Raw genomic sequence first — 20712 nt, 5'->3', positions numbered from 1 at the left:
ATGAAAGTATTAATCTTTTTTATGGTATCCATTTTTATGTTTACAAGCTGTAAAAAATCTAAAGATGAACATAGTAAAAATTTAACGGAATCTTTTAGTCAAAATAATCAGGGACACCCAGGTAAAAAGCTTATGGAAACACACTGTTATTTATGTCACGATGCTACCACAAGTGAAGCTGAAAGGTTGGGGCCTCCAATGATAGCAATTAAAAAACGATATATTTTTCCAGATACATCAAAAGAAGAATTTGTAAATAGTATGCAAGATTGGATAAAAAACCCAAATGAGAAAGATGCAAAAATGTATGGGGCTGTTAGACGATTTGGAGTCATGCAAAAATTACCTTATTCAGAAGAGATTATTGGGCAAATAGCAGACTATATGTTTGACAATCAAATTGAACAACCTGTATGGTTTGAGCAACATTACAAACAAATGAGAGGGAATATGAAAAGATAAATTATGCCATTTATAGAATAATCAATTTCTATATTATGCTGTAAAAAGAATTTAGCGCAAAATGGTGCTAATCTCTTTTTTTAGAGTATTATTTATGTGTTTTATAACTGAGCATTTTAAATATTTCACTTGTTAGGTAAACTTATTTCTCTAAAATGAAATTCGATAATGTTGTAACATTTTGTTAAATACTGCGTCATATAAGTATCAATCAAAAACAAATCACAATGATGAGACAAGATAATCAACTTTTAGTCATTACCCATTTAAGTCAATTAATAACTTTGGTAACTGGTTTTGGTAGTTTATTATTACCATTAGTATTATGGCTTACACAAAAAGAAAAAGTTTATCAAATGGACAAGCACGGTAAAAACATTATAAACTTTCAGTTAAGTTTAATTGTTTATTTTATAATATGTATTCCCTTAATATTGTTATTTGGCTTGGGTTTATTAGGCTTTATAATTTTAGGTGTTATTTCTATAGTTTTTCCTATTGTAAATGCTATTAAAGCTAGTAAAGGAGAAGTGCCAACATACCCTTTGTCTTTTAATTTTATAAGTTAAAATTTAAATAAAAGGGAATCATCATTATTAAAAAATAGTTTATCTCTAGATTTTTATTAGTTAGTTTATTTTAGTAGGAGATAAATAAAACGCTCACCTTTCAGTGGGCGTTTTTTATTCCTGTGAAGACAGGAATTTTTTTGAGCTATATATAATGAGGCTGTCTGAAAAGTGGTTAATCTTGTCATTCAGAGCAACGCGAAGAATCTTATTTCACTCATAATCAGAGTCATATATTTTAAAGAGATTCTTCATTCCATTCAGAATGACACTTTTTAGACAGCCTCATTATAGTAGTATTTTTTTATTATCGAGATTCCTTTCGCAGGAATTAATTTATGAATTTAGCATTACTGGCATTACAAGCATTGTAATTTGCTCACCTTCATCAAGTCCGTCTATAGGAGTTAAAATACCAGCTCTATTTGGCATACTCATTTCTAGTTGTACCTCGTCTGACCCCAGGTTGTTTAGCATCTCAGTTAGAAAACGTGAGTTGAAACCAATTTGCATGTCGTCACCCTGGTAGTCACAAGTTAAACGTTCTTCTGCCTTATTACTGTAATCGATATCTTCTGCTGAAATATTAAGCTCTGCACCGGCAATTTTTAAACGTATTTGGTGTGTTGTTTTATTCGAAAAGATACTCACACGTCTTACAGAGTTTAAAAACTGTGTTCTGTCTATAACTAATTTATTAGGGTTTTCTTTTGGTATAACGGCTTCATAATTAGGGTATTTTCCATCAATTAAACGGCAAATTAACTCAGAGTTTTCAAATGTAAATTTTGCATTCGATTCGTTATACTCAATAGTGACATCTTCTTCTTTGGCAGCTAAAATACCCTTTAAAAGATTTAAAGGTTTTTTAGGCATAATAAATTCTGCAACTTGGTTAGCCTTAATATCTTCACGTGTATATTTTACTAATTTATGAGCATCTGTAGCAACAAAGGTTAGACCTTCTGTTGAAAATTGAAAAAATACACCACTCATTACTGGGCGTAAATCGTCATTTCCAGCAGCAAAAATAGTTTTACTAATCGCTGTAGCTAGTATATCTCCAGTAACAACTGTTTTACTTGGGTCTTCAAGAGCAACTGCTTTTGGGAACTCATTACCATCAGCATAAGCCAAAGCATATTTACCATGATTTGAGCTAATTTCAATGGTATTATTGTCTTCTACAACAAACGTAAGCGGTTGTTCAGGAAATGTTTTTAAAGTATCTAATAACAAACGAGCAGGAATAGCTACACTGCCTTCACTATCACTTTCAACGTCAAGAGACGACGACATAGTGGTTTCTAAATCGCTCGCCGAAACAGTCAATTTGGTATGCTCTAATTCAAATAAAAAATTATCTAAAATAGGTAAGGTATTAGAGCTATTAATGACACCCCCTAAAACTTGTAATTGTTTTAATAAATAGGTACTGGATACTATAAATTTCATGTATTTACAATGAGTTTAAATTTTAATAAAGCTACTTACAAATATATTCGAAACGGACTAAAATTGGAAACAAACTTATTAACATTTAAGAAGCGTGTCTTTTCTTTCTGAAGTAATTAAAACCTAATCCGAAAAAGGCTAATAAGACCAGCGGTAATGCTATGTTTATAAGTTGCCACTTGCTTTTTTGCGCTGCTATTTTTTGATGATTAAGGAATGCTATGGCAATTTCTTTGGATCGAATGTTTATAAGTCCATTATCATCTAGTAAATAATTAACGGCATTGAGTAAAAATTCTTTATTACCGTAGGTCTTTCCTGTCCACCGATCAAAGCCTAATTCTTGTGGTCTATTTTTTATAACGTTATTCTTAATAATATCACCATCAGCAATAACAATCATCTTAGTGGGAATGCTTTTATTTTTTTCTTCCAAAAGTTTAAAAGCCTTTATGCGATTGTTATAAACGGATGTGAATTCACCTTCTAATAAAACCGCTAGTGTTTGATTTCCCTTATTGAAAAGTGTAGGATCTGGTTCCTGAGTCACCAAATCTAAACTTATTTCCCTTGGCATGCCTTCCAGTTTAGTTAGAGGCGCTGTTTCTAAAAGAATGGTTTTATTAATATTGTTTTTAAGCGTATCAATTTGGTTTGCAAAATCAAGTTTTACCAAATTTAAATTATTAACAATAGGGTGATTGCTATTTGAGTTAGCTAATGGGGAATAAGGCCATCGTAAATGTTGAAATTGTGATTGACTACCTTCACCCATAGCCAACGTGATAGGAGCAGAGTATAACGTGCTTACTATAACGGGATTAATGCGAACACCATATTTAAAAAAGAAATCGGTTAAATTTAAATCTCTCGTTACAGCAAAACTTCTACCTGTATCATTATACAAACTATCTTTTTCCATAGCTACAGCATCAATGAGCCATAAACTTTTACCGCCATTCATGGTGAATTGATCTAAGACTAATTTTTCTTTTTCGGTAAAAGCTTCAGTAGGTTTTGCAGAAATTATTAAATCGTATGCTTTAATGTCTTTAAGTGTTTTTTGAGGATTGCTGGCAACACTATCTAGGGTAAAAGGCGCAATAAAATAGTATTCTCCAAGTTTTTTAACAAAATCTGCAATGTATTTATCTTCTAATTGATTATTGCCTTTTAGAATGGCAATTTTTCTACGTTTAGGTGTTGTTAATTTGCTAAATCCATCCGAAAAAGCATATTCTAAATGCTGAACAGAGTTACTAACCAATTCTTGTTGTGTAGCTCCTATTTTATTTTTTATTAAAGGAATAATAACTGTTTGATCATTATAACTGGCTAAAGCCCAGGGAAAAATGACAGCCTGAGTCGCTTTTCCACTTTCTTGTACGCTTAATTGCATCGGTGTTAAACCTCGTTGCGTAAGTTGTTGGATGTTCCGTTCTCTTGTAGATTCGTCTTCTAACGGATTAATAAAATTGAAAATAATATGGCTGTTTTCTGCTGAAAATTCTTCAAGTAATTGATTGGTTTCTTTTTGAAGCCTTCTAAATTCCGAAGGAAAATCGTTTCCACTTAAAAAGATATCTACAATAACAGGAGATTCTATGTCTTTTACAATGTTTATGGCAGATTCACTTAATGTATAACGATTATCTGCAGTTAAATCAAAGCGCTTGAAAATTTTACTACCTAAAAAATTAATCGCAATTATTACAATTATAAGTACTGTTATATGTTTAATGTTTTTATTCAAAGGTCTTTTCTAATTGATATTGTCTAATACCTACTACAGTATTGTTTATAAAATCCAGCTCTATACATTCTTGCATATTATTGAAAGCACCAGGTTTAAAACCTAAATTATAATTCCATTTATTTGTCGATTCTCTTTTTAAACTATCATTCCAACCATACCATTCACTTTTCCCCAAAAGCGTTTCTACTTCTTTTTTACTTTTACCAAGAAACAAACTTTTATCAAGTATTTCTTGAGACATTTCATAGCGTAATTCGGGTTTATCTTTCCAGGCTTCTGTATTAAAATATTTTTGATGATGGTAGCTACTAAAAATATTTAACAATGGGTAAAATACATAAAAATAAACAACAGGCGTTAATAATAAACTTATTAGCAGACTTACCCATTTACGTTTATCTATAGTATTTGCAAATAACCAAACTAAAACAAAAACGAGTACTAGAAAAGTAATAAATAAGGGGGTTAAAATCATTTTTTTTCTCTGTTGATATTTATTTTGGTTAGCATTAAAAAGAAAAAGGTGATACTTAAAAAATACAAAATATCGCGTGTATCCAATACACCGCGACTCATGCTTTTATAATGTACACTCATCCCTAATTGTTCTATAAAACCACTAGAAGCGAAATTTGCAATGCCTTCAAAACCTATATAAAATAGAAAGCAAATAAAAACTGCTATAATAAATGATACAATTTGATTGTCTGATAAGGAAGATGCATAAACACCAATAGCTGTGTATGCAGCGATTAAAAATAATAATCCGAAATAAGAACCAAGTGTACTCCCCATATCTAAATTACCAATTGGGTTGCCTAATTGGTAAACGGTGTAAACATAAAGCAAGGTTGGTATAAGCGCGATTAAAATTAAAATAAAGGCTCCAAAATACTTCCCCAAAATAATATGTATATGCGATATTGGTTTTGTAAGTAGGAGTTCCAGAGTGCCTTGCTTTTTTTCATCAGAAAAACTGCGCATAGTAACAGCAGGAATTAAGAATATTAAAATCCAAGGTGTTAGTAAAAAGAAAGAAGATAAATCTGCAAACCCGTAATCCAGAATGTTAAATTCACCTTTAAACAACCATAAGAATAAGCCATTTAAAACTAGAAAAATAGCAATGACTAAATAACCAATGGGGGATGCGAAAAATGAGTTTATTTCTTTTTTTAGTATAGCTAACATCTATTTTATTTTGTGCATCATGATAAGTAGTCTTTTGACTATCGTTCAAAAGAAATTAAAGTGATGCGCTAATCTATATAAATTTATTTTTTTATTCGAAAGATCTCAGTAACAAATTTATCAATTTGTCTCACATGGACGTTTTATAATTGATTAAAATTTTAAAAAGCGCTCGATATCACTTCAAAACGCTCTACTTTAATAGTGCCTTTTGTTGGAATCATATTTTGCCAAACCCAATTGTAATGCTCAATGACTTTCTCGGCACTTAAATGCGGTCTATTGCCTGTTGTGTGTGCATCTTTTACAACTGTAATGTTATAATCTTTGGCCAAGGCTGATTGTATGGTAGCTTCTACACAAAAATCGGTAGCGCAACCTGTAATATATAACTCGTTGATATTATAAGCTTCTAATTCAGATTTAAGGTTTGAATTATAAAATACATCATTTGCATATTTACTTATTAGTATATCATCTTTAGATACTTGCAATTCTGACAATATTTCCCAGGCTTCTGTGTTAGAAATAAAATCATTATACTTAGTACCATCATGCTGAATATAAAAGACCAGATTTTCTGAAGCTCTAAATTTACCTGCTAAAGAATTAATCTTGTTTACTACACCGATTGTATCATGTCTTGGAGTTTCTGGAGTAAAGGATCCTTTTTGCATATCGATTATCAGAAGTGCTTTTTGACTCATCGTTAGCTTAAAGTTTCTAATTTATCAACGCTCCATGCCATAGGAGGTATATTAAATAATGGTTTAGCTTTTGCCCAAACGTTTTTAAAGATATCAGAGTGTCTGTAATTCTCTAAATCGTTTTCAGTTTCCCAATAGCTATAAGTGAAAAATATAGTTGGATCATTTTTGTCTCTATAGAGTTCTAAAAACTTACAGCCTTCAAAATGTCGTATTTTTTCTTTATTAGCTTCAAAATTAGCAAGAAAAGCTTCGATGTTTTGTTCTTGAAACCCCATTTTTACAATTCTAATAAGCATATTATGTTTTTATAAAGTTAACACTAATAGCATCCATTAAGCCAAGCCCCATAAGTGATGAGGCGCTTCCAACAGTACCACTATTACTTTTGTAAACCGCAATTTCTAAGAAATCGCCAGAATTAAAAACGACTAAACCTCTACCTTCGTCATTACGTTTGTTTTCTTCTATTTCAAAATTTACAAAATCACTGTACTTTTTATAAATAGTCTTAAACTTATTGTTTCTAGCTGAAATCTCAAAAGCACGCCCTTTCTGTATAGTTTCAAAAAAGTGTCTTTTAATATTGGTAATAACATTACCATAATTATCAATATAAATAACACTACCAATAATTTGTGTTTTATCGTCATTTACATAAGGCACAATATTTTTAATTGGTTTTATTTCTTTAATAGGTTTACCTATAACCTCTAAAGTACCTCCGCGGGCAATATGGCATGCTGCTTTTACAAACACATCAAGAACAGGGAAGCTGGTTTGTATTTTGTCGTGAATATTAATTTCTACGATTTTTTCGGGTGAAATCTCGGCACAAATCATGCTCATAATACCATTATTGGCACAGATGAAAAAATGATCATCAAGCTTTACAGCAATGTGCTTGTTTTCTGGATTTATTTCAGAATCAATTCCAATGATATGTATAGTGCCTTTGGGAAAACTACGGTAGGCATTTTGTATGATATATGCAGCTTCAGGAATACTAAAAGGTGAGATAGAATGAGAGATATCAACAATTTTAACATCATGAAGTTCGCTGTAAATGGCTCCTTTTGTCGCACCAGCAAAGTGATCTTTTTCACCAAAATCAGTAGTTAATGTTATTATCGCCATTGGCAAAATTGTTGATATGTTTTTAGCGTTTGGTCACCCAAATTTATGTATTTTTGAGATTTAACAAAACTAATGAAATCATTTGATCGATTAAATATTATTTTGATTTAAATCCGATGAAATAAAAAATTAAAATCGCGCCTTTGAACGAAATTATAATTGAACTTGAAGAAATTACTCCAAAAGAATTTTTTGGAGCCCAAAACGCCAATATTGTACTTCTAAAAAAGTACTTTCCTAAACTTAAAATTGTTGCAAGAGGTAATAAAATTAAAGCCTTTGGAGACGAGGAATTGTTAGAAGAATTCGATCGTAGAATTACCATGCTTTTAAAACATTTCGCAAAATATAATAAGCTGGACGAGAATGTTATTGAGCGTGTTTTAACTAGCCAAAGCAGTGACGATTATACGACTTCAAAACAAAGTGGAGAAGTTATTGTACATGGTGTAGGAGGCAAGCTTATTAAAGCGCAAACAGCAAACCAACGTAAAATGGTAGAGCTTATGCGTAAAAACGATATGGTTTTTGCTATAGGACCGGCAGGAACGGGTAAAACCTATACTGGTGTTGCATTAGCGGTTCAGGCTTTAAAAAATAAGGAAGTTAAACGTATTATTTTAACGCGTCCGGCAGTGGAGGCTGGTGAGAATTTAGGATTTCTACCTGGTGATCTAAAAGAAAAATTAGACCCATACATGCAACCATTATATGATGCGTTGCGTGATATGATTGCTCCTGAAAAATTAGCACATTATATAGAAAATGGAACCATACAAATAGCACCATTAGCTTTTATGCGTGGACGTACGTTGGATAATGCTTTCGTGATTTTAGATGAAGGGCAAAATACAACGCATGCACAAATGAAAATGTTTTTAACACGTATGGGAAAGAATGCCAAGTTTTTATTGACAGGCGATCCCGGGCAAATTGATTTACCACGTCGTACCATTTCAGGTTTAAAAGAAGCGCTTTTAATTTTGAAGAATGTAGACGGTGTAGGTATGATATTTTTAGATGATAAAGATGTCATTCGTCATAAACTGGTTAAGAAGGTTATTGAAGCATATGAAGGAATAGAGAATAGATCTTAAGTCAGTATTCAGTGTTCAGTCGCAGTATTCAGTTGTACACGTAATAAAAATAGAAACAGTATGTCACACTGAGCTTGTCGAAGTGTCTCATCAAAAAAATAAAGTAATTTTGTCACTCTTATGTTGGCAGAAACCTAAAAACAAAAGTTCTCGGTAATCCCGATTTCAAATAGGAATCACCCGGACTGACATAACAAATCAACTCATAAACATTAAACAGCATACATGAGTAATACAATAATAGACACCAATTTCAATTTTCCAAATCAAAAAAGTGTTTACAAAGGAAAAGTAAGAGAAGTATATAATATCAATGATGATGAATTGGTCATGATTGCAACAGACAGACTTTCTGCGTTTGATGTGGTGATGCCAAAAGGAATTCCGTATAAAGGGCAGATTTTAAATCAGATTGCTACTAAAATGATGGCTGCGACCGAAGATTTAGTACCTAATTGGTTAACGGCTACACCAGACCCTAATGTTGCTGTAGGGCATTTATGCGATCCTTTTAAGGTAGAAATGGTTATTCGTGGCTATATGTCTGGTCATGCAGCACGAGAGTATAAAGCGGGGAGACGTATGCTTTGTGGTGTGCTAATGCCAGAAGGTATGAAGGAAAATGACAAATTCCCTGAGCCTATTATTACACCAGCTACTAAAGCAGAAATGGGCGATCATGATGAGGATATCTCTCGCGAAGATATTTTAAAACGGGGTATTGTTTCGGAAGCCGATTATGTGGTGTTAGAAGATTATACCCGTAAATTATTCCAACGCGGAAGTGACATTGCGGCCTCTCGCGGGCTTATTTTAGTAGATACTAAATACGAGTTTGGTAAAACTAAAGACGGGCAAATTGTATTGATTGACGAAATACATACACCAGATTCCTCACGTTATTTTTATGCTGATGGCTATCAGGAACGTCAGGATAAAGGAGAAAGTCAAAAACAACTTTCTAAAGAGTTTGTACGTCAATGGCTCATAGAAAATAATTTTCAGGGGTTGGAAGGGCAAACAGTGCCTTATATGAGCGATGATTATATAGAAACTGTTAGTGAACGTTATATTGAACTTTATGAGAATATTACGGGTGAAACTTTTGTAAAGGCAGATGTAAGTAATATACAGGAACGTATTGGTGCTAATGTGTTGGCTTATTTGGGGTAATCAAAGTTTTTCCAATCATCGGAATCATCTTAATAGTGTCAATATTATTTAACAAATTTGGTTCAGGATGGTACCCATTGCTTGCAGTGGCCTTATAAAGAGTCTTTATCATAAACCCTTCTTCTTTTCCATTGTGATAAACGCATTCATCTGGAATTAAGATGACGAATAGGATAAATCGAAAAATAAAGGTCAAAAAGATTCCTATAAAAGCTGTCAATATCTTTTTGGAATATTCATTTAGCAACACAACGGTTGGTGTAAGTTTAGCAGCGGATTTACGTGCGGTTATCCATCCGATAGGAACGGATAATTGGGCGTGAATCCAACGATTGCACATCCACCGAACCCGCTATTAAATTTACACTATGTTGTATGCATGTTATTATTTATTGTATTTTTCAATAGTGTTTTTAAAGTTCTGATAGAGCATAAAATGAAGGGTCTTCGGACCAAGTTGCTCCATCATTTTTTTGAGCTCACGATGATTTAATCCTTCTATTGTAGTGAAAGAATGGTGTATTCCTAAATCTTTTAGGAAGGTTGTCCATGCCACATTGGCTTCATAATTCATGTCTTCAGTACCAACAAATACATATAATTTTATTGGAAAAACGGGATTTTCACTATATATTTTTGCTAAATCCCAAGAATTATCTGTAGGTTGATATTCACTATTGTTACCTTTGGATTCAGAATTTTTTTTCTCATGCTGATGGCCTCCAGCCATTGATACTGACACCGAAAATAAATCAGGGTATTTAAAAATATACCTTGCAGCTGCTCTTCCACCCATACTATAACCTTGAAGCCCTCTTGCCATCCTGTCAGGTATCGTCCGATAAGTGCTGTCTATATGTGGAATAAGCTCTTTAATAAACGAAGACTCTCCATATGAATTGATTTGGGGGAAATCGTAATGACTTTTATTTTTCCCTCCGTTATTCCAAACGTAAATTATGGAAGTTATTGAATCAATTTCACTGTTGGGCTTTACGTAATTGTAGTATCCAGTTCGGGTTTCATTACCAGGAGTTCCTCCATGCAGGAAGTATACTACTGGATATTTTTTGTTAGCATTTTTCTTTTCCTCATAACCTTGTGGTAAAGCAATAGTGTACCCAATTGCGGTTTGATGTATTTTACTGAAATAAGTAAGATGTATTAAGTTATTATAGTCTTTTTGGTGCATTTCATTGACCCATTTATGTTCGCGTGTTTGTGCTTTCACACCACTTAAAAACATTAAAAAAAACAGCAGTAGTAAAAGTATTTTCTTCATAATATTTAGTTTTTATAATTAAAGTTAACGGTTAGTGTAACAAAAGCGCACTAACTTTCTATTAAGCAACTAATTTAGCATTATTTTTTAGCAACAATGTTAGCTTTAGTTATTCTCATTTCTTCAAGTTATCTATAATTCTTTTTATAGCAAAAACAACATTCTGAATATCTTTTCGATCAAAAGTACCCTCTTCTATATAGAACAACATCTCGACTCCCATATCTAGGTGTTTTTCGAATTCTTCTGGAGAAAGGGAACAATTATCAACTAATTTAGAAAAATCTATTTCTTGTTTTTTTATTAAACTTGTCAAATATGGCAAATATGAAAAAGTCAGAAGTTTTAAAAATTATAGGTCAGAACATAAAAAGAATTAGACTTGAAAAAGGTTTCACTCAGGTGGATTTGGTCGGTAAAATAGAGGCGCGAATTGACACAACGAATATTTCAAGAATTGAGAAAGGAAGAACTAATGCTACTATTCATACTTTATACAAAATAAGTCAAGCTTTAGAAGTTCCATTGTCCGAAATATGCGATGTATATTTTTCTGAAAGAGTATAATTTATAGTTTTTTTACCCTGAATTTAGATGCCGCAAGGTTTATCTTTTTGTTCTTGAAAGTATTAGCTTTGATATAGTTTCTGATATTTAATGCCCCAAATTATCAAAAAGTTCTACTTTTTTGGAAACCACATTATCTATTTTAGAAATAATTTCTTTTTGAAATTGTAAATTTTCAGGGTTTACATACCCTTTTTTTATAAACCCTACAGTTTTATGAGCATATCTGCTGGGATTTGAAATGTTTCTTTAGATATTGAGAAATTATATAAATGACTTTGAAATAAATGATTACATTCTGTTTTTTCAGAGTTTAAAATTTGCAGTTATTTACTTCTGGATTTTAAAATTTTTATATAGCCTATGGCTAATTCTGTGAAATCTGCTTGTCCTAGATTTGAATTTATAAAAGCACCTAAGTAAAGATTATTAGCAGGTTTTTTAGCAGTTCCTATAACATAATATTTTAGTCCAAACCGAGCAGATATTGTACGTTTAATCTTGAAGTAAGACTCACCGACATCACCGAGTCTATAATTACCACCACTTTCTGGAATAATTTTGGGAACATCCCCCCAACCTTGATTAATGCGCCAGTCAATTTTATATGCAGGTTTAAAAATATTTATGCCAACCTGTAAATCTATTCCGAAATGATTTAATAACAATTCACTATTGACTGTTATGCCAATACTTAAAGCATTAGTAAATGGATTAGACTTCAAGTCCGAAAATTCTCTGCCGTTTTGTACAAGAGATTCATTATTTGAAATATAATCGTAATATGTTTGATAAAATCTAAAATATGCGCCTAAGCCAAGTTTTAATGTATTGTTGTATATTTTACCATATTCTCCCGAAATAGTATATACACTTTTTTTATCATCAAAAGCTTGAGAAAGTACATGTATCCCGTAACCAGAACGTATTGAGAAATAATCTGAAATAGTCTTTTTTGGTATTTTTACAGGTGATGCTGAATTTTTTAATGAATTTTTAGACGTGTTTATTTCTAATCCAAGGCTAATTAGAAAAGAGTTGTAACCTTGGTTAGGTAATCTTGTATGTCCGTTAGAATGATGGGTATATCCAGCACCAATTCGCCAATTAACTTGATTATATTTCATTAAATTATAATACATGAATAGTCTAAAAGACCAAGTTAAGTCTGTAGATATTGCTTTATTAAATTCGTTTGTAATTGGGTGATATTTTTTAGTAACATAAGAAATTCCTGTACCTACGTGGAGATTTATGTTTTTAGATTTAAAAGCATTGAATTCCAAGAAAGGTTGTATTGTGAAAATCTCTCCTAGATTAGTTTTGTTGGCTAAATCTGTATATCCTAAACTTATACCTGCTTTTGAGGTTTTTAAATATGAAACCCATTCTTGTGTGTGTGTTGTGTGATGCCAACCTAAGCTTATAAAGGCTTGTTTTTGGAGCCCTCTATCAGGAAAGCCTGTATTAGGTTCTCCTGTAATGCCAATAAGAATTTCAGGAGTGATGCTAAAAATATTGGAATTATTTTCTTGCCCCTTTGAAATTAAAACACTTAATAACATTAGGAAAGTAAGTTTATTTGTCATGAATAAAAATTATGAGAGATAGGATTGGTTAGGGTGAGGTTTAATCTATGTTTAATTTTTAATCAATCTTAATTTTAGACGAGAGTAGTTATGCAATAAATGATAATAATGAAATAATATATATCCTTATATATTTGTTAACAAATCTAGGGAGTTTTTAATAAACTAAAAACTATTTATAAGGACTTGTGTACATTTTGGTTGTTTTAGATGGCTATATTCTAATTTATTATGGATATCTCAAAACTGTTACAATCTCTAAAAAATAAGTAACAAATAATATGAATCTTTATTCCTTTACTGATATAAAAAATTCTACCTCGGAATATTTTTACAAACACAATATATTTGTTAATCTGCGGGACGATTAGGTTCTAAGAGATTATTTTTAGCTTCTAAAAAAACATCTACAATATTTTCGATGGTTTTACCATAATTGACATTGGATGAGTTGGATAAAGCAATAACGACAAGCTTCTCTTTTGGAAAAATTTCAAATTTTGTAATGCCACCAACAGAACCACCATCATGTCCAAAACCTTTTAGTTTGTGTCTTTTAATAATGCCCCAGCCTATACCGTAACCCGTTTTTTTTCCATTAGATAATTTTTGAGATTTAGTAAACGCTTTAATGGTTTCATTTGAAAGAAACGCTTCTTGAATCATGGCATTTCCAAACTTTATTAAATCATGAGTCGTAGAAATAAATCCGCCTCCAGCCCATTTATAGCTATTATCTACATATGTTGCATTTTTAATAGCGTTTGTTTCGTCTATTTGATAAAATGAGGCTCTGTTTCTAATAATAGTTTCGTTTTTATCAGCATAAGTAGAATTCATATTGAGTTTAGAAAAGATCTCATGCTTCATAAAATCTAAAAATGAACTACCACTTGCACCTTCAATGGCAGCACTCAGTAGATTAAATCCATATGAAGAATATGAATAATCCGTTCCTGGTTTAAATAATAAAGAATCGTTTTTAAAAATATCCAAACCAGATTTAACCGTGCTGTATTTTTTTGCCGAAGTATATTCTGAGTTTCTATAATGTCTAATACCTGCAATATGCCCAGCAATTTGTTTTACTGTAACGGGATATTTCTTTTTTGGGAAGTACGAAACATATGCCTGAATGGTTGAATCTAAACTTAACTTACCGTTTTCAATTAATTTACCAAGAGCTGTGGATGTTAGTGGTTTTGATACACTACCAATCCTAAAAAGAGTTTTTCCTGAGCTGACAGGTACTTGAAGTTCGATGTCCGCAAATCCAAAGCCCTCAGACCATACAATATCGTCATCTATAGAAACAGCTATGTCAATACCAGGAATGTTCTGCTTTTGTTGAAGTGAGTCAATAATACGATGTGCTTTAAATATAGCCGAAGTGTATCTAGCACTTTTAATATTTTGACTCGTACTTTTAGTTCCAATCAAAAAGGGAACGATGAATATTAAAAGCTTAAATCGAAATTTCATAAATTACTTTTTATAATAGTATTGATAAAGAATTGTCGGAAAAGAATTATTTAGCTTTCTTTTTTTTAGGTTTACTTGCTTTTGCTAATGGATTAAAATTGATACACAAATCTAACCAATAGGATAAATCATCATCATTATCAAAGCCGTCAGGTGTTACAAAAATATAGCCTTTCATAGGGCGTCCAGTAAAATCCATAGGCAAACATTCCGATTTTTTAATTTCAGTTTCATAAACAGATTCTCCAATGCGTGCCATTAATAGACTGTCTCCATATTTTTTATCAATATGAATACCGCAAAGCATTTTATTGTCTAATTTAAAGCATAAACCTCCCATCATTTTTAATTCTGCAAAGTGGGTTCGTTTTTCTTTTAATTGTTGCCGTATTCTATCGGCTAAATATTCATCATAAGCCATAATTTTAATTTTTAAAACGATTAATTAATTTTCGATTTATATTATATACAAACGTATTTGTTTTTGCATAATGAAATGATATAAAACAGACTACAATTACAAATAGAATGGCTCCAAGTATAACTTCGGTTGGATTTAAAGTTTGATTTAAAAAACGCTTCAGTCCGTAACTTGTAAAACTTCCAAATAAAATTATAAAATGTATCACATAAATTGATAGTGTTTTTTCTCCTATTCGAGCAATAATAGATTGTTTTAAAAAACGCTCCAAAGCATAAAATAAACCAAATAATACTAACACATTTCCTAAACGCGTAAAAAGATAATTATAACTGGCACTTAATTTTAATAACTCAATACTGGTCATGCTATGCAGTTTTAAAAGTAACCAAGACGAATAATTAATAAGAAAATAACCGACTATAAAGAACATAATTACAGTGTATAGTTTAAAACGGTTTCTATGTACATGTCTAAAAAATACAGTAGATATAAAAGCACCAAAAGCAGAATAACCAAACCAAGGTAAAATAGTGAAAATGGATCCATTAATTTTAGTCATATAATTAGCAATAGGAAGTGGTAAATTATCTATGACCAAGTCTCTGTATAACGGTTCGGAAACAAAACAAAGGCAACCTAATGCAAAAAGAATAATTGAAAAAATATAACTATAATACTTGAATAGGATATGTAAAGAGACTAAAATAATAAGAGATAAACCAATACACTGTAATACGTCAATTACAAAAAAGTAAGAACTAAAGGAGCCACTAAGCCAACTTATTAAATTAATACGAAGACTATAACCAATTCCAATAAGTAAAAGCCCTCTAAAAAAACCTTTTCTTATTCTTGGCTGATCATCATTTTTAGAATGTGCGCGTAATAATAAATACGTAAAAACTAAACCAGAAATGGTGAAAAAAGTTGGTGCCGTAATGCCTCTAAAATAAGACCATACATTGTAAACTATATTAGTAGAGTCTCTATAAACAGGGTCGATTAATGTATCGATAAAATGCCCTTGTAGCATCATTAATATCGCAAATGCTCTAACAGCATCAATAAAATACAAACGATTAGATTGCAAAATGACTGGAATTGGTTATGATAAATATACTTTTATTATCGTAACCTTAATATTACTAAACTACTATATCTATAATTTAATGCATCTTCCAAGCTACTCGACGATGTTTATCCTAGAAATGATAAGTCACAATTCGTTCGTTTATAGCTTGCTCGTTACGATAATTATTAATCGGCATATTACTTTTAAGTTTCAAAACTTCTTCAACAGATAAAATAATAGGCTCTTTAAATACAATCCAATTCACACTTTCTGTACAAGGCGGAGTAGTTAAAGAACCATCATAAGAATAATAATGCTTATTCTCTAAAAGTAAACTTGATAAATCAATTTCTTGATGAATATCCTTTATAGCACCTTCTTCGATAGGTAAAAAGCTTTCAAAGAATTCAAATAATTGACTTTTGTCACCCTCTTCACCTAAAAGCCCTAAAACTGTTATTTTTCCAGTTTTGCTAATATGAACCAAATGCATTTCAATGGGGTAAATAATACCATTTATTTTATGTTCCGATGGCTCATGAAAATGTATTTGCTTTAAATAATATGTTTCATTTTTGTAATTTATGGAATCACCAGCTTCAAAATCAAATTGTATGGAATGGCCATTATTTTCAACTTCACTAATAAGTGTAGTGGGTGTGTATTGTATTTTTAAATCCTCCTGAATCCTTACTGAGTCGACATTTTTATGGATAATATTAATTGGTGATTGGTACTTACCTCCACAATCGGAATTCTTTTCAATTTCTATCCAGTGTTCTGGCGATGTTTCTCCTGAATAACTCCAGTGATGTTTGTTTTCTTGATTTTTTTCGTGTGCATTCTTTTTAGAGTAGGTACAAGAAACGATTGTTAGTAAAAGAATACTTAAAAATAAAGTGATTTTCGCATTCATGATATAAAATTTAATCATTTGTATAATAAGTTCTATGCAAAATTATATTTGACAGCCTTTTAAAACCTTACATTTATCAGGTTTTGATAGTTTTAAGATTAAAGTTATTAACTATTTCGTTTTCGAAATTTAAAGCCCTATCCTCAAGTTGTTGCAACCCTGTATCTGTTATATTCATAATTAAACTTCCAACGTGTTTTAAAATATTGTTTATTAAATTGAACTTGAAGTTTATTTAATACATTTATGAGTTGAACTAATAAGCAATTATGAATCTATTAGAACAAATAGTTAAGTCCTTTTCGGATTATGCCTGGGGATTGCCTTTGGTAATATTACTTATTGGAGGAGGGTTGTACCTTTTAATTTTGTCAAGATTTTTACCATTTAGGTTTATAGGTCATGCCGTTGAGGTATTAAGAGGAAAATACGATGATCCTAATGATCCTGGGCAAATTAGCCATTTTAAAGCGTTGACCACAGCACTTTCTTCAACCATTGGTATGGGGAATATAGCAGGCGTGGCAGTTGCAATTTCTTTTGGTGGTCCTGGTGCTATGTTTTGGATGTGGGTGAGTGCTATTGTAGGGATGTCGACCAAATTTTTTACATCCACATTAGCCATCATGTATCGTGGTAAGGATAGTAAAGGTGATTTACAAGGGGGACCCATGTATTTTATTATAGAAGGCCTTGGGAAACACTGGAAACCTTTAGCAGTTATGTTTAGTTTTTTTGGTATGATTGGCGCTTTGCCTGTTGTTAATGTGAATCAATTAACACAAGCTATAAACGATATTATATTAATACCAAATGGTATTGCTGTTGGTTTAAAGACTAATCTAATTATTGCTTTTGTTTTAGTTTCTCTAACCTCGGTTATTATTCTTGGAGGATTACAACGTATTAGTAATGCGGCTTCTAAGATGGTCCCTTCAATGGTATTGTTGTATTTCGTATTGGTTTTGTATATTTTGATATCAAATTACGAGGTGGTACCTAAGTATTTAATGATGATTTTTACGGACGCTTTTGCTGCTAATCATTTTACAGGAGATCCTTTTTTAGGAGGTGTCCTTGGCGCACTTGTTTTGTTAGGAATTCGCCGTGGTGCATTTTCAAATGAAGCGGGTATAGGTACTGCTCCTATGGCGCATGGTGCAGCAAAAACAGATGAACCGGTACGTGAAGGTTTGGTAGCTATGTTAGGGCCAGCTATAGATACGCTGGTCGTCTGTACACTTACAGCTTTAGCTATTCTGGTAACGGGTGTTTGGGAAACAACGTCTGATAATGGCGTTAGTTTAACAGCTTCTGCATTTTCCTCTGCCATGCCTGGTTATGGAAAATATTTATTAATGCTTTGTGTGTTAATCTTTAGTATTTCCTCATTATTTTCATATGCCTATTATGGCACAAAATGTATGTCGTTTTTAATAGGTGCAGAGAAAAAGCATTATTATAATTATATTTATATTGTAAGTATCATATTAGCTGCTACAACGCCTTTTAGTATGATGCTAAATTTAATTGATGGCACTTTTGCTCTTATGGCAATTCCAACTATGGTAGCAACCATAATAATGGCTCCAAGAGTAGTGAAAGAAATTAAAACTTATATTAGAAGCGTTAATCGAAAATAATTCTCCGAGGCTTTGCCCTGGACCTGCCTGTTGGCACTTAATAATGTTAAGTTTAGCTTTTTTAACAGTATAAGAACATAAAAACCAACTAAACACATAAATATGACAAATAAAGATAATGCGAAAGCCTATTGGAAAGAAAACATAAGGTATGTACTTATATTATTATTGGTATGGTTCTTAGTATCGTATGGTGCAGGAATTATGTTTAAAGATGCGCTTAATAATATAAAATTAGGCGGTTTTAAATTGGGTTTTTGGTTTGCACAGCAAGGTTCTATGTATGTGTTTGTTATACTCATATTTGTATATGTTCGTCTTATGAATAAACTTGATAAAAAGTATGGCTATGACGAATAGTATCATGCTAGTTGAGTCGTTAGGAGTTCAAAATTGGACCTATATTTTAGTCGGAATTACGTTTGCGCTATATATAAGTATTGCTATTTGGTCTAGAGCAAATTCTACAAAAGAGTTTTATGTTGCCGGTGGAGGTGTATCACCGATAGCTAACGGCATGGCAACTGCTGCTGATTGGATGAGTGCCGCATCTTTTATATCTATGGCCGGTATTATATCCTTTGCAGGTTATGATGGTGCTGTTTATTTAATGGGTTGGACAGGTGGCTACGTTTTGTTAGCATTACTATTGGCACCATACTTACGAAAATTCGGAAAGTTTACAGTACCAGACTTTATAGGGGATCGGTATTATTCAAAAACAGCACGACTTGTGGCTGTGTTTTGTGCTTTATTGGTATCCTTTACTTATGTTGCAGGGCAAATGAGAGGTGTTGGTATTGTGTTTTCTCGTTTTTTAGAAGTTGATATTAATACAGGTGTTATCATTGGTATGCTAATCGTGTTATTCTATGCTGTTTTAGGAGGCATGAAGGGAATCACATATACGCAAGTAGCACAATATTGTGTGTTAATTTTTGCTTTTATGGTTCCTGCTATTTTTATATCTATTCAAATGACAGGAAATCCTATTCCACAATTAGGATTTGGTAGTGAATTAGCAGATGGATCCGGAACCTATTTGTTAGACAAATTAGATGGTTTAAGTACCGAGCTTGGTTTTGCCGAATATACTGAAGGCTCTAAATCTTTAATTGATGTTTTTGCTATAACCTTAGCTTTAATGGTAGGAACAGCAGGTTTGCCTCATGTCATTGTTCGTTTTTTCACGGTAAAACGAGTTAAAGATGCTCGTAAATCAGCAGGGATTGCTTTATTGTTAATTGTTGTTTTATATACAACAGCACCAGCAGTAGCTGTTTTTGCCAGAACCAACATGATTGAAACCGTATCGAATCAACCCTATGCTACCGTACCAGAATGGTTTAAAAAATGGGAAACTACGGGACTAATCACGTTTACGGATAAAAATAATGATGGCATTATTCAATATGTAGCAGACAATGCTAAAAATGAATTAGTAGTTGATAGAGATATTATGGTACTGGCTAACCCAGAAATTGCGAACTTACCAGAATGGGTAATAGCTTTAGTGGCAGCAGGAGGGTTGGCAGCTGCTTTATCTACTGCAGCAGGGTTATTATTAGTTATTTCTGCTTCTGTATCTCACGATTTAATTAAAAAGATTTTAAAACCTTCAATTTCGGAAAAAGGAGAATTAGTGGCTGCTCGTTTATCGGCAGTTGGAGCTGTTTGTATTGCAGGATATTTTGGGATTAATCCACCAGGTTTTGTAGCGGCGGTTGTTGCCTTGGCATTTGGATTAGCAGCAGCATCCTTTTTTCCAGCTATTATTCTGGGTATTTTTTACAAACGAATGAATAAAGAAGGCGCTATTGCAGGTATGGTGGTTGGTATTACTACTATGCTGTTGTATATGATTAAGTACAAATTGGGGTGGTTTGATGAGGTGCTTCCTGATAAAAGTGAGTGGTGGTTTGGTATTTCACCAGAAGGTTTTGGAACCATAGCAATGATTTTAAACTTTATAGTATCTATAGTTATTATGACGTTTACACCCAAACCTCCAAAAGATGTTCAGGAAATTGTTGAAACTATTAGAATTCCGAGTGGAGTAGGGCAAGCGACTCATTAAATGTATTGTATGACTATAATTCTACGTGACTCGTATGAATTATGTGTTATTTAGATATTATTTTTATTATTTTAGACAGCAAATTAATTTTTAGAATAGCAGGTAAAAGTAAT

Annotated in this window: 23 protein-coding genes; 9 read left to right on the top strand and 14 right to left on the bottom strand. The window is 32.1% G+C overall.

From position 1 onward, the window contains the following. On the top strand, positions 1 to 462 hold the full coding sequence (locus tag EM932_RS14380; RefSeq protein WP_135877892.1) for a cytochrome c family protein: 462 nt from the start codon (positions 1 to 3) through the stop codon (positions 460 to 462). 230 nt (positions 463 to 692) lie between these two features. Beyond that, positions 693 to 1031: a DUF4870 domain-containing protein gene (locus EM932_RS14375; RefSeq protein WP_135877952.1), complete on the top strand. Its 339-nt coding sequence runs from the start codon at positions 693 to 695 to the stop codon at positions 1029 to 1031. Positions 1032 to 1367: 336 nt separating this feature from the next. Here the strand turns inward: EM932_RS14375 and dnaN are convergent, their stop codons facing one another. The 7 genes from dnaN to EM932_RS14340 form a co-directional block, all read right to left on the bottom strand. Further along, on the bottom strand, positions 1368 to 2486 hold the full coding sequence (dnaN, locus tag EM932_RS14370) for a DNA polymerase III subunit beta (RefSeq protein ID WP_135877891.1): 1119 nt from the start codon (positions 2484 to 2486) through the stop codon (positions 1368 to 1370). Between the two features lie 85 nt (positions 2487 to 2571). Next, positions 2572 to 4239, bottom strand: coding sequence for a gliding motility-associated ABC transporter substrate-binding protein GldG (gene gldG, locus EM932_RS14365; RefSeq protein WP_135877890.1), 1668 nt, complete (start codon positions 4237 to 4239; stop codon positions 2572 to 2574). Continuing rightward, complete coding sequence (locus EM932_RS14360; protein ID WP_135877889.1) at positions 4232 to 4717, bottom strand: hypothetical protein; 486 nt, start codon at positions 4715 to 4717, stop codon at positions 4232 to 4234. The genes gldG and EM932_RS14360 overlap by 8 nt, the downstream gene beginning before the upstream one ends. Further along, on the bottom strand, positions 4714 to 5433 hold the full coding sequence (gene gldF, locus EM932_RS14355; protein ID WP_135877888.1) for a gliding motility-associated ABC transporter permease subunit GldF: 720 nt from the start codon (positions 5431 to 5433) through the stop codon (positions 4714 to 4716). Before gldF ends, EM932_RS14360 begins: the two co-directional genes overlap by 4 nt. Before the next feature lie 161 nt (positions 5434 to 5594). After that, the gene (locus tag EM932_RS14350) at positions 5595 to 6140 is read right to left on the bottom strand and encodes an isochorismatase family protein (RefSeq protein ID WP_135877887.1); all 546 of its coding nucleotides are present in this window, start codon (positions 6138 to 6140) and stop codon (positions 5595 to 5597) included. Between the two features lie 2 nt (positions 6141 to 6142). Beyond that, entirely contained in the window at positions 6143 to 6439 is a 297-nt protein-coding gene (locus EM932_RS14345; protein ID WP_135877886.1) for a putative quinol monooxygenase, read from the bottom strand. 1 nt (position 6440) lies between these two features. Next, a complete protein-coding gene (locus EM932_RS14340) occupies positions 6441 to 7277 on the bottom strand; it encodes an SAM hydrolase/SAM-dependent halogenase family protein (protein ID WP_135877885.1) in 837 nt (278 codons plus the stop codon). A 143-nt stretch (positions 7278 to 7420) separates the two neighbouring features. On the opposite strand from EM932_RS14340, the gene EM932_RS14335 reads away from it, so the two are divergent. The 3 genes from EM932_RS14335 (at position 7421) to EM932_RS20920 (ending at position 9870) form a co-directional block, all read left to right on the top strand. Next, a complete protein-coding gene (locus EM932_RS14335; RefSeq protein WP_135877884.1) occupies positions 7421 to 8374 on the top strand; it encodes a PhoH family protein in 954 nt (317 codons plus the stop codon). A 225-nt stretch (positions 8375 to 8599) separates the two neighbouring features. Continuing rightward, positions 8600 to 9547 carry a phosphoribosylaminoimidazolesuccinocarboxamide synthase gene (locus EM932_RS14330; RefSeq protein ID WP_135877883.1) on the top strand — a complete coding sequence of 316 codons (948 nt, stop codon included), beginning with the start codon at positions 8600 to 8602 and terminating at the stop codon, positions 9545 to 9547. A gap of 161 nt (positions 9548 to 9708) precedes the next feature. Then, positions 9709 to 9870: a hypothetical protein gene (locus EM932_RS20920; RefSeq protein ID WP_170179806.1), complete on the top strand. Its 162-nt coding sequence runs from the start codon at positions 9709 to 9711 to the stop codon at positions 9868 to 9870. Positions 9871 to 9932: 62 nt separating this feature from the next. Here EM932_RS20920 and EM932_RS14325 read toward each other — a convergent pair whose 3' ends face one another. Both EM932_RS14325 and EM932_RS14320 read right to left on the bottom strand, forming a co-directional pair. Next, on the bottom strand, positions 9933 to 10829 hold the full coding sequence (locus EM932_RS14325; protein WP_135877882.1) for an alpha/beta hydrolase: 897 nt from the start codon (positions 10827 to 10829) through the stop codon (positions 9933 to 9935). Positions 10830 to 10944: 115 nt separating this feature from the next. Further along, on the bottom strand, positions 10945 to 11145 hold the full coding sequence (locus tag EM932_RS14320) for a hypothetical protein (RefSeq protein ID WP_135877881.1): 201 nt from the start codon (positions 11143 to 11145) through the stop codon (positions 10945 to 10947). 11 nt (positions 11146 to 11156) lie between these two features. Here EM932_RS14320 and EM932_RS14315 point away from each other — a divergent pair, with 11 nt between their 5' ends. Then, a complete protein-coding gene (locus tag EM932_RS14315) occupies positions 11157 to 11396 on the top strand; it encodes a helix-turn-helix domain-containing protein (RefSeq protein WP_135877880.1) in 240 nt (79 codons plus the stop codon). Positions 11397 to 11722: 326 nt separating this feature from the next. Here the strand turns inward: EM932_RS14315 and EM932_RS14310 are convergent, their stop codons facing one another. The 5 genes from EM932_RS14310 to EM932_RS14290 all read right to left on the bottom strand — a co-directional run bounded on the left by EM932_RS14310 (position 11723) and on the right by EM932_RS14290 (position 16879). Then, entirely contained in the window at positions 11723 to 12985 is a 1263-nt protein-coding gene (locus EM932_RS14310) for an acyloxyacyl hydrolase (RefSeq protein ID WP_135877879.1), read from the bottom strand. Between the two features lie 351 nt (positions 12986 to 13336). Continuing rightward, positions 13337 to 14467: a serine hydrolase domain-containing protein gene (locus tag EM932_RS14305; RefSeq protein WP_135877878.1), complete on the bottom strand. Its 1131-nt coding sequence runs from the start codon at positions 14465 to 14467 to the stop codon at positions 13337 to 13339. Between the two features lie 46 nt (positions 14468 to 14513). Next, positions 14514 to 14888: a TfoX/Sxy family protein gene (locus EM932_RS14300; protein ID WP_135877877.1), complete on the bottom strand. Its 375-nt coding sequence runs from the start codon at positions 14886 to 14888 to the stop codon at positions 14514 to 14516. A 4-nt stretch (positions 14889 to 14892) separates the two neighbouring features. After that, complete coding sequence (locus EM932_RS14295) at positions 14893 to 15981, bottom strand: heparan-alpha-glucosaminide N-acetyltransferase domain-containing protein (protein WP_170179805.1); 1089 nt, start codon at positions 15979 to 15981, stop codon at positions 14893 to 14895. Between the two features lie 112 nt (positions 15982 to 16093). Beyond that, positions 16094 to 16879: a carbonic anhydrase gene (locus EM932_RS14290; RefSeq protein WP_135877875.1), complete on the bottom strand. Its 786-nt coding sequence runs from the start codon at positions 16877 to 16879 to the stop codon at positions 16094 to 16096. A gap of 269 nt (positions 16880 to 17148) precedes the next feature. Here EM932_RS14290 and EM932_RS14285 point away from each other — a divergent pair, with 269 nt between their 5' ends. The 3 genes from EM932_RS14285 (at position 17149) to EM932_RS14275 (ending at position 20599) form a co-directional block, all read left to right on the top strand. Then, positions 17149 to 18522, top strand: coding sequence for an alanine/glycine:cation symporter family protein (locus tag EM932_RS14285; protein WP_135877874.1), 1374 nt, complete (start codon positions 17149 to 17151; stop codon positions 18520 to 18522). A 102-nt stretch (positions 18523 to 18624) separates the two neighbouring features. After that, the gene (locus EM932_RS14280; protein ID WP_135877873.1) at positions 18625 to 18882 is read left to right on the top strand and encodes a DUF4212 domain-containing protein; all 258 of its coding nucleotides are present in this window, start codon (positions 18625 to 18627) and stop codon (positions 18880 to 18882) included. Next, positions 18872 to 20599 (top strand): sodium:solute symporter family protein, encoded by a 1728-nt coding sequence (locus tag EM932_RS14275; RefSeq protein ID WP_246041076.1) that lies wholly within the window; start codon positions 18872 to 18874, stop codon positions 20597 to 20599. The genes EM932_RS14280 and EM932_RS14275 overlap by 11 nt, the downstream gene beginning before the upstream one ends. Positions 20600 to 20712 lie beyond the last annotated feature (113 nt).

It is taken from the genome of Flavivirga rizhaonensis, from assembly GCF_004791695.1.
Lineage (GTDB): Bacteria > Bacteroidota > Bacteroidia > Flavobacteriales > Flavobacteriaceae > Flavivirga > Flavivirga rizhaonensis.
The sequence above is the reverse complement of the archived record's forward strand: the minus strand, read 5'-3'. Positions and strand labels throughout refer to the sequence as shown.

What these genes read in the sequence shown, in the direction of transcription:
- EM932_RS14380 (WP_135877892.1), top strand. Translation starts at nt 1, where the DNA reads ATGAAAGTATTAATCTTTTTTATGGTATCCATTTTTATGTTTACAAGC.
- EM932_RS14375 (WP_135877952.1), top strand. Translation starts at nt 693, where the DNA reads ATGAGACAAGATAATCAACTTTTAGTCATTACCCATTTAAGTCAATTA.
- dnaN (WP_135877891.1), bottom strand. Translation starts at nt 2,486, where the DNA reads ATGAAATTTATAGTATCCAGTACCTATTTATTAAAACAATTACAAGTT.
- EM932_RS14360 (WP_135877889.1), bottom strand. Translation starts at nt 4,717, where the DNA reads ATGATTTTAACCCCCTTATTTATTACTTTTCTAGTACTCGTTTTTGTT.
- gldF (WP_135877888.1), bottom strand. Translation starts at nt 5,433, where the DNA reads ATGTTAGCTATACTAAAAAAAGAAATAAACTCATTTTTCGCATCCCCC.
- EM932_RS14350 (WP_135877887.1), bottom strand. Translation starts at nt 6,140, where the DNA reads ATGAGTCAAAAAGCACTTCTGATAATCGATATGCAAAAAGGATCCTTT.
- EM932_RS14345 (WP_135877886.1), bottom strand. Translation starts at nt 6,439, where the DNA reads ATGCTTATTAGAATTGTAAAAATGGGGTTTCAAGAACAAAACATCGAA.
- EM932_RS14340 (WP_135877885.1), bottom strand. Translation starts at nt 7,277, where the DNA reads ATGGCGATAATAACATTAACTACTGATTTTGGTGAAAAAGATCACTTT.
- EM932_RS14330 (WP_135877883.1), top strand. Translation starts at nt 8,600, where the DNA reads ATGAGTAATACAATAATAGACACCAATTTCAATTTTCCAAATCAAAAA.
- EM932_RS20920 (WP_170179806.1), top strand. Translation starts at nt 9,709, where the DNA reads ATGACGAATAGGATAAATCGAAAAATAAAGGTCAAAAAGATTCCTATA.
- EM932_RS14325 (WP_135877882.1), bottom strand. Translation starts at nt 10,829, where the DNA reads ATGAAGAAAATACTTTTACTACTGCTGTTTTTTTTAATGTTTTTAAGT.
- EM932_RS14315 (WP_135877880.1), top strand. Translation starts at nt 11,157, where the DNA reads ATGAAAAAGTCAGAAGTTTTAAAAATTATAGGTCAGAACATAAAAAGA.
- EM932_RS14310 (WP_135877879.1), bottom strand. Translation starts at nt 12,985, where the DNA reads ATGACAAATAAACTTACTTTCCTAATGTTATTAAGTGTTTTAATTTCA.
- EM932_RS14305 (WP_135877878.1), bottom strand. Translation starts at nt 14,467, where the DNA reads ATGAAATTTCGATTTAAGCTTTTAATATTCATCGTTCCCTTTTTGATT.
- EM932_RS14300 (WP_135877877.1), bottom strand. Translation starts at nt 14,888, where the DNA reads ATGGCTTATGATGAATATTTAGCCGATAGAATACGGCAACAATTAAAA.
- EM932_RS14290 (WP_135877875.1), bottom strand. Translation starts at nt 16,879, where the DNA reads ATGAATGCGAAAATCACTTTATTTTTAAGTATTCTTTTACTAACAATC.
- EM932_RS14285 (WP_135877874.1), top strand. Translation starts at nt 17,149, where the DNA reads ATGAATCTATTAGAACAAATAGTTAAGTCCTTTTCGGATTATGCCTGG.
- EM932_RS14280 (WP_135877873.1), top strand. Translation starts at nt 18,625, where the DNA reads ATGACAAATAAAGATAATGCGAAAGCCTATTGGAAAGAAAACATAAGG.
- EM932_RS14275 (WP_246041076.1), top strand. Translation starts at nt 18,872, where the DNA reads ATGACGAATAGTATCATGCTAGTTGAGTCGTTAGGAGTTCAAAATTGG.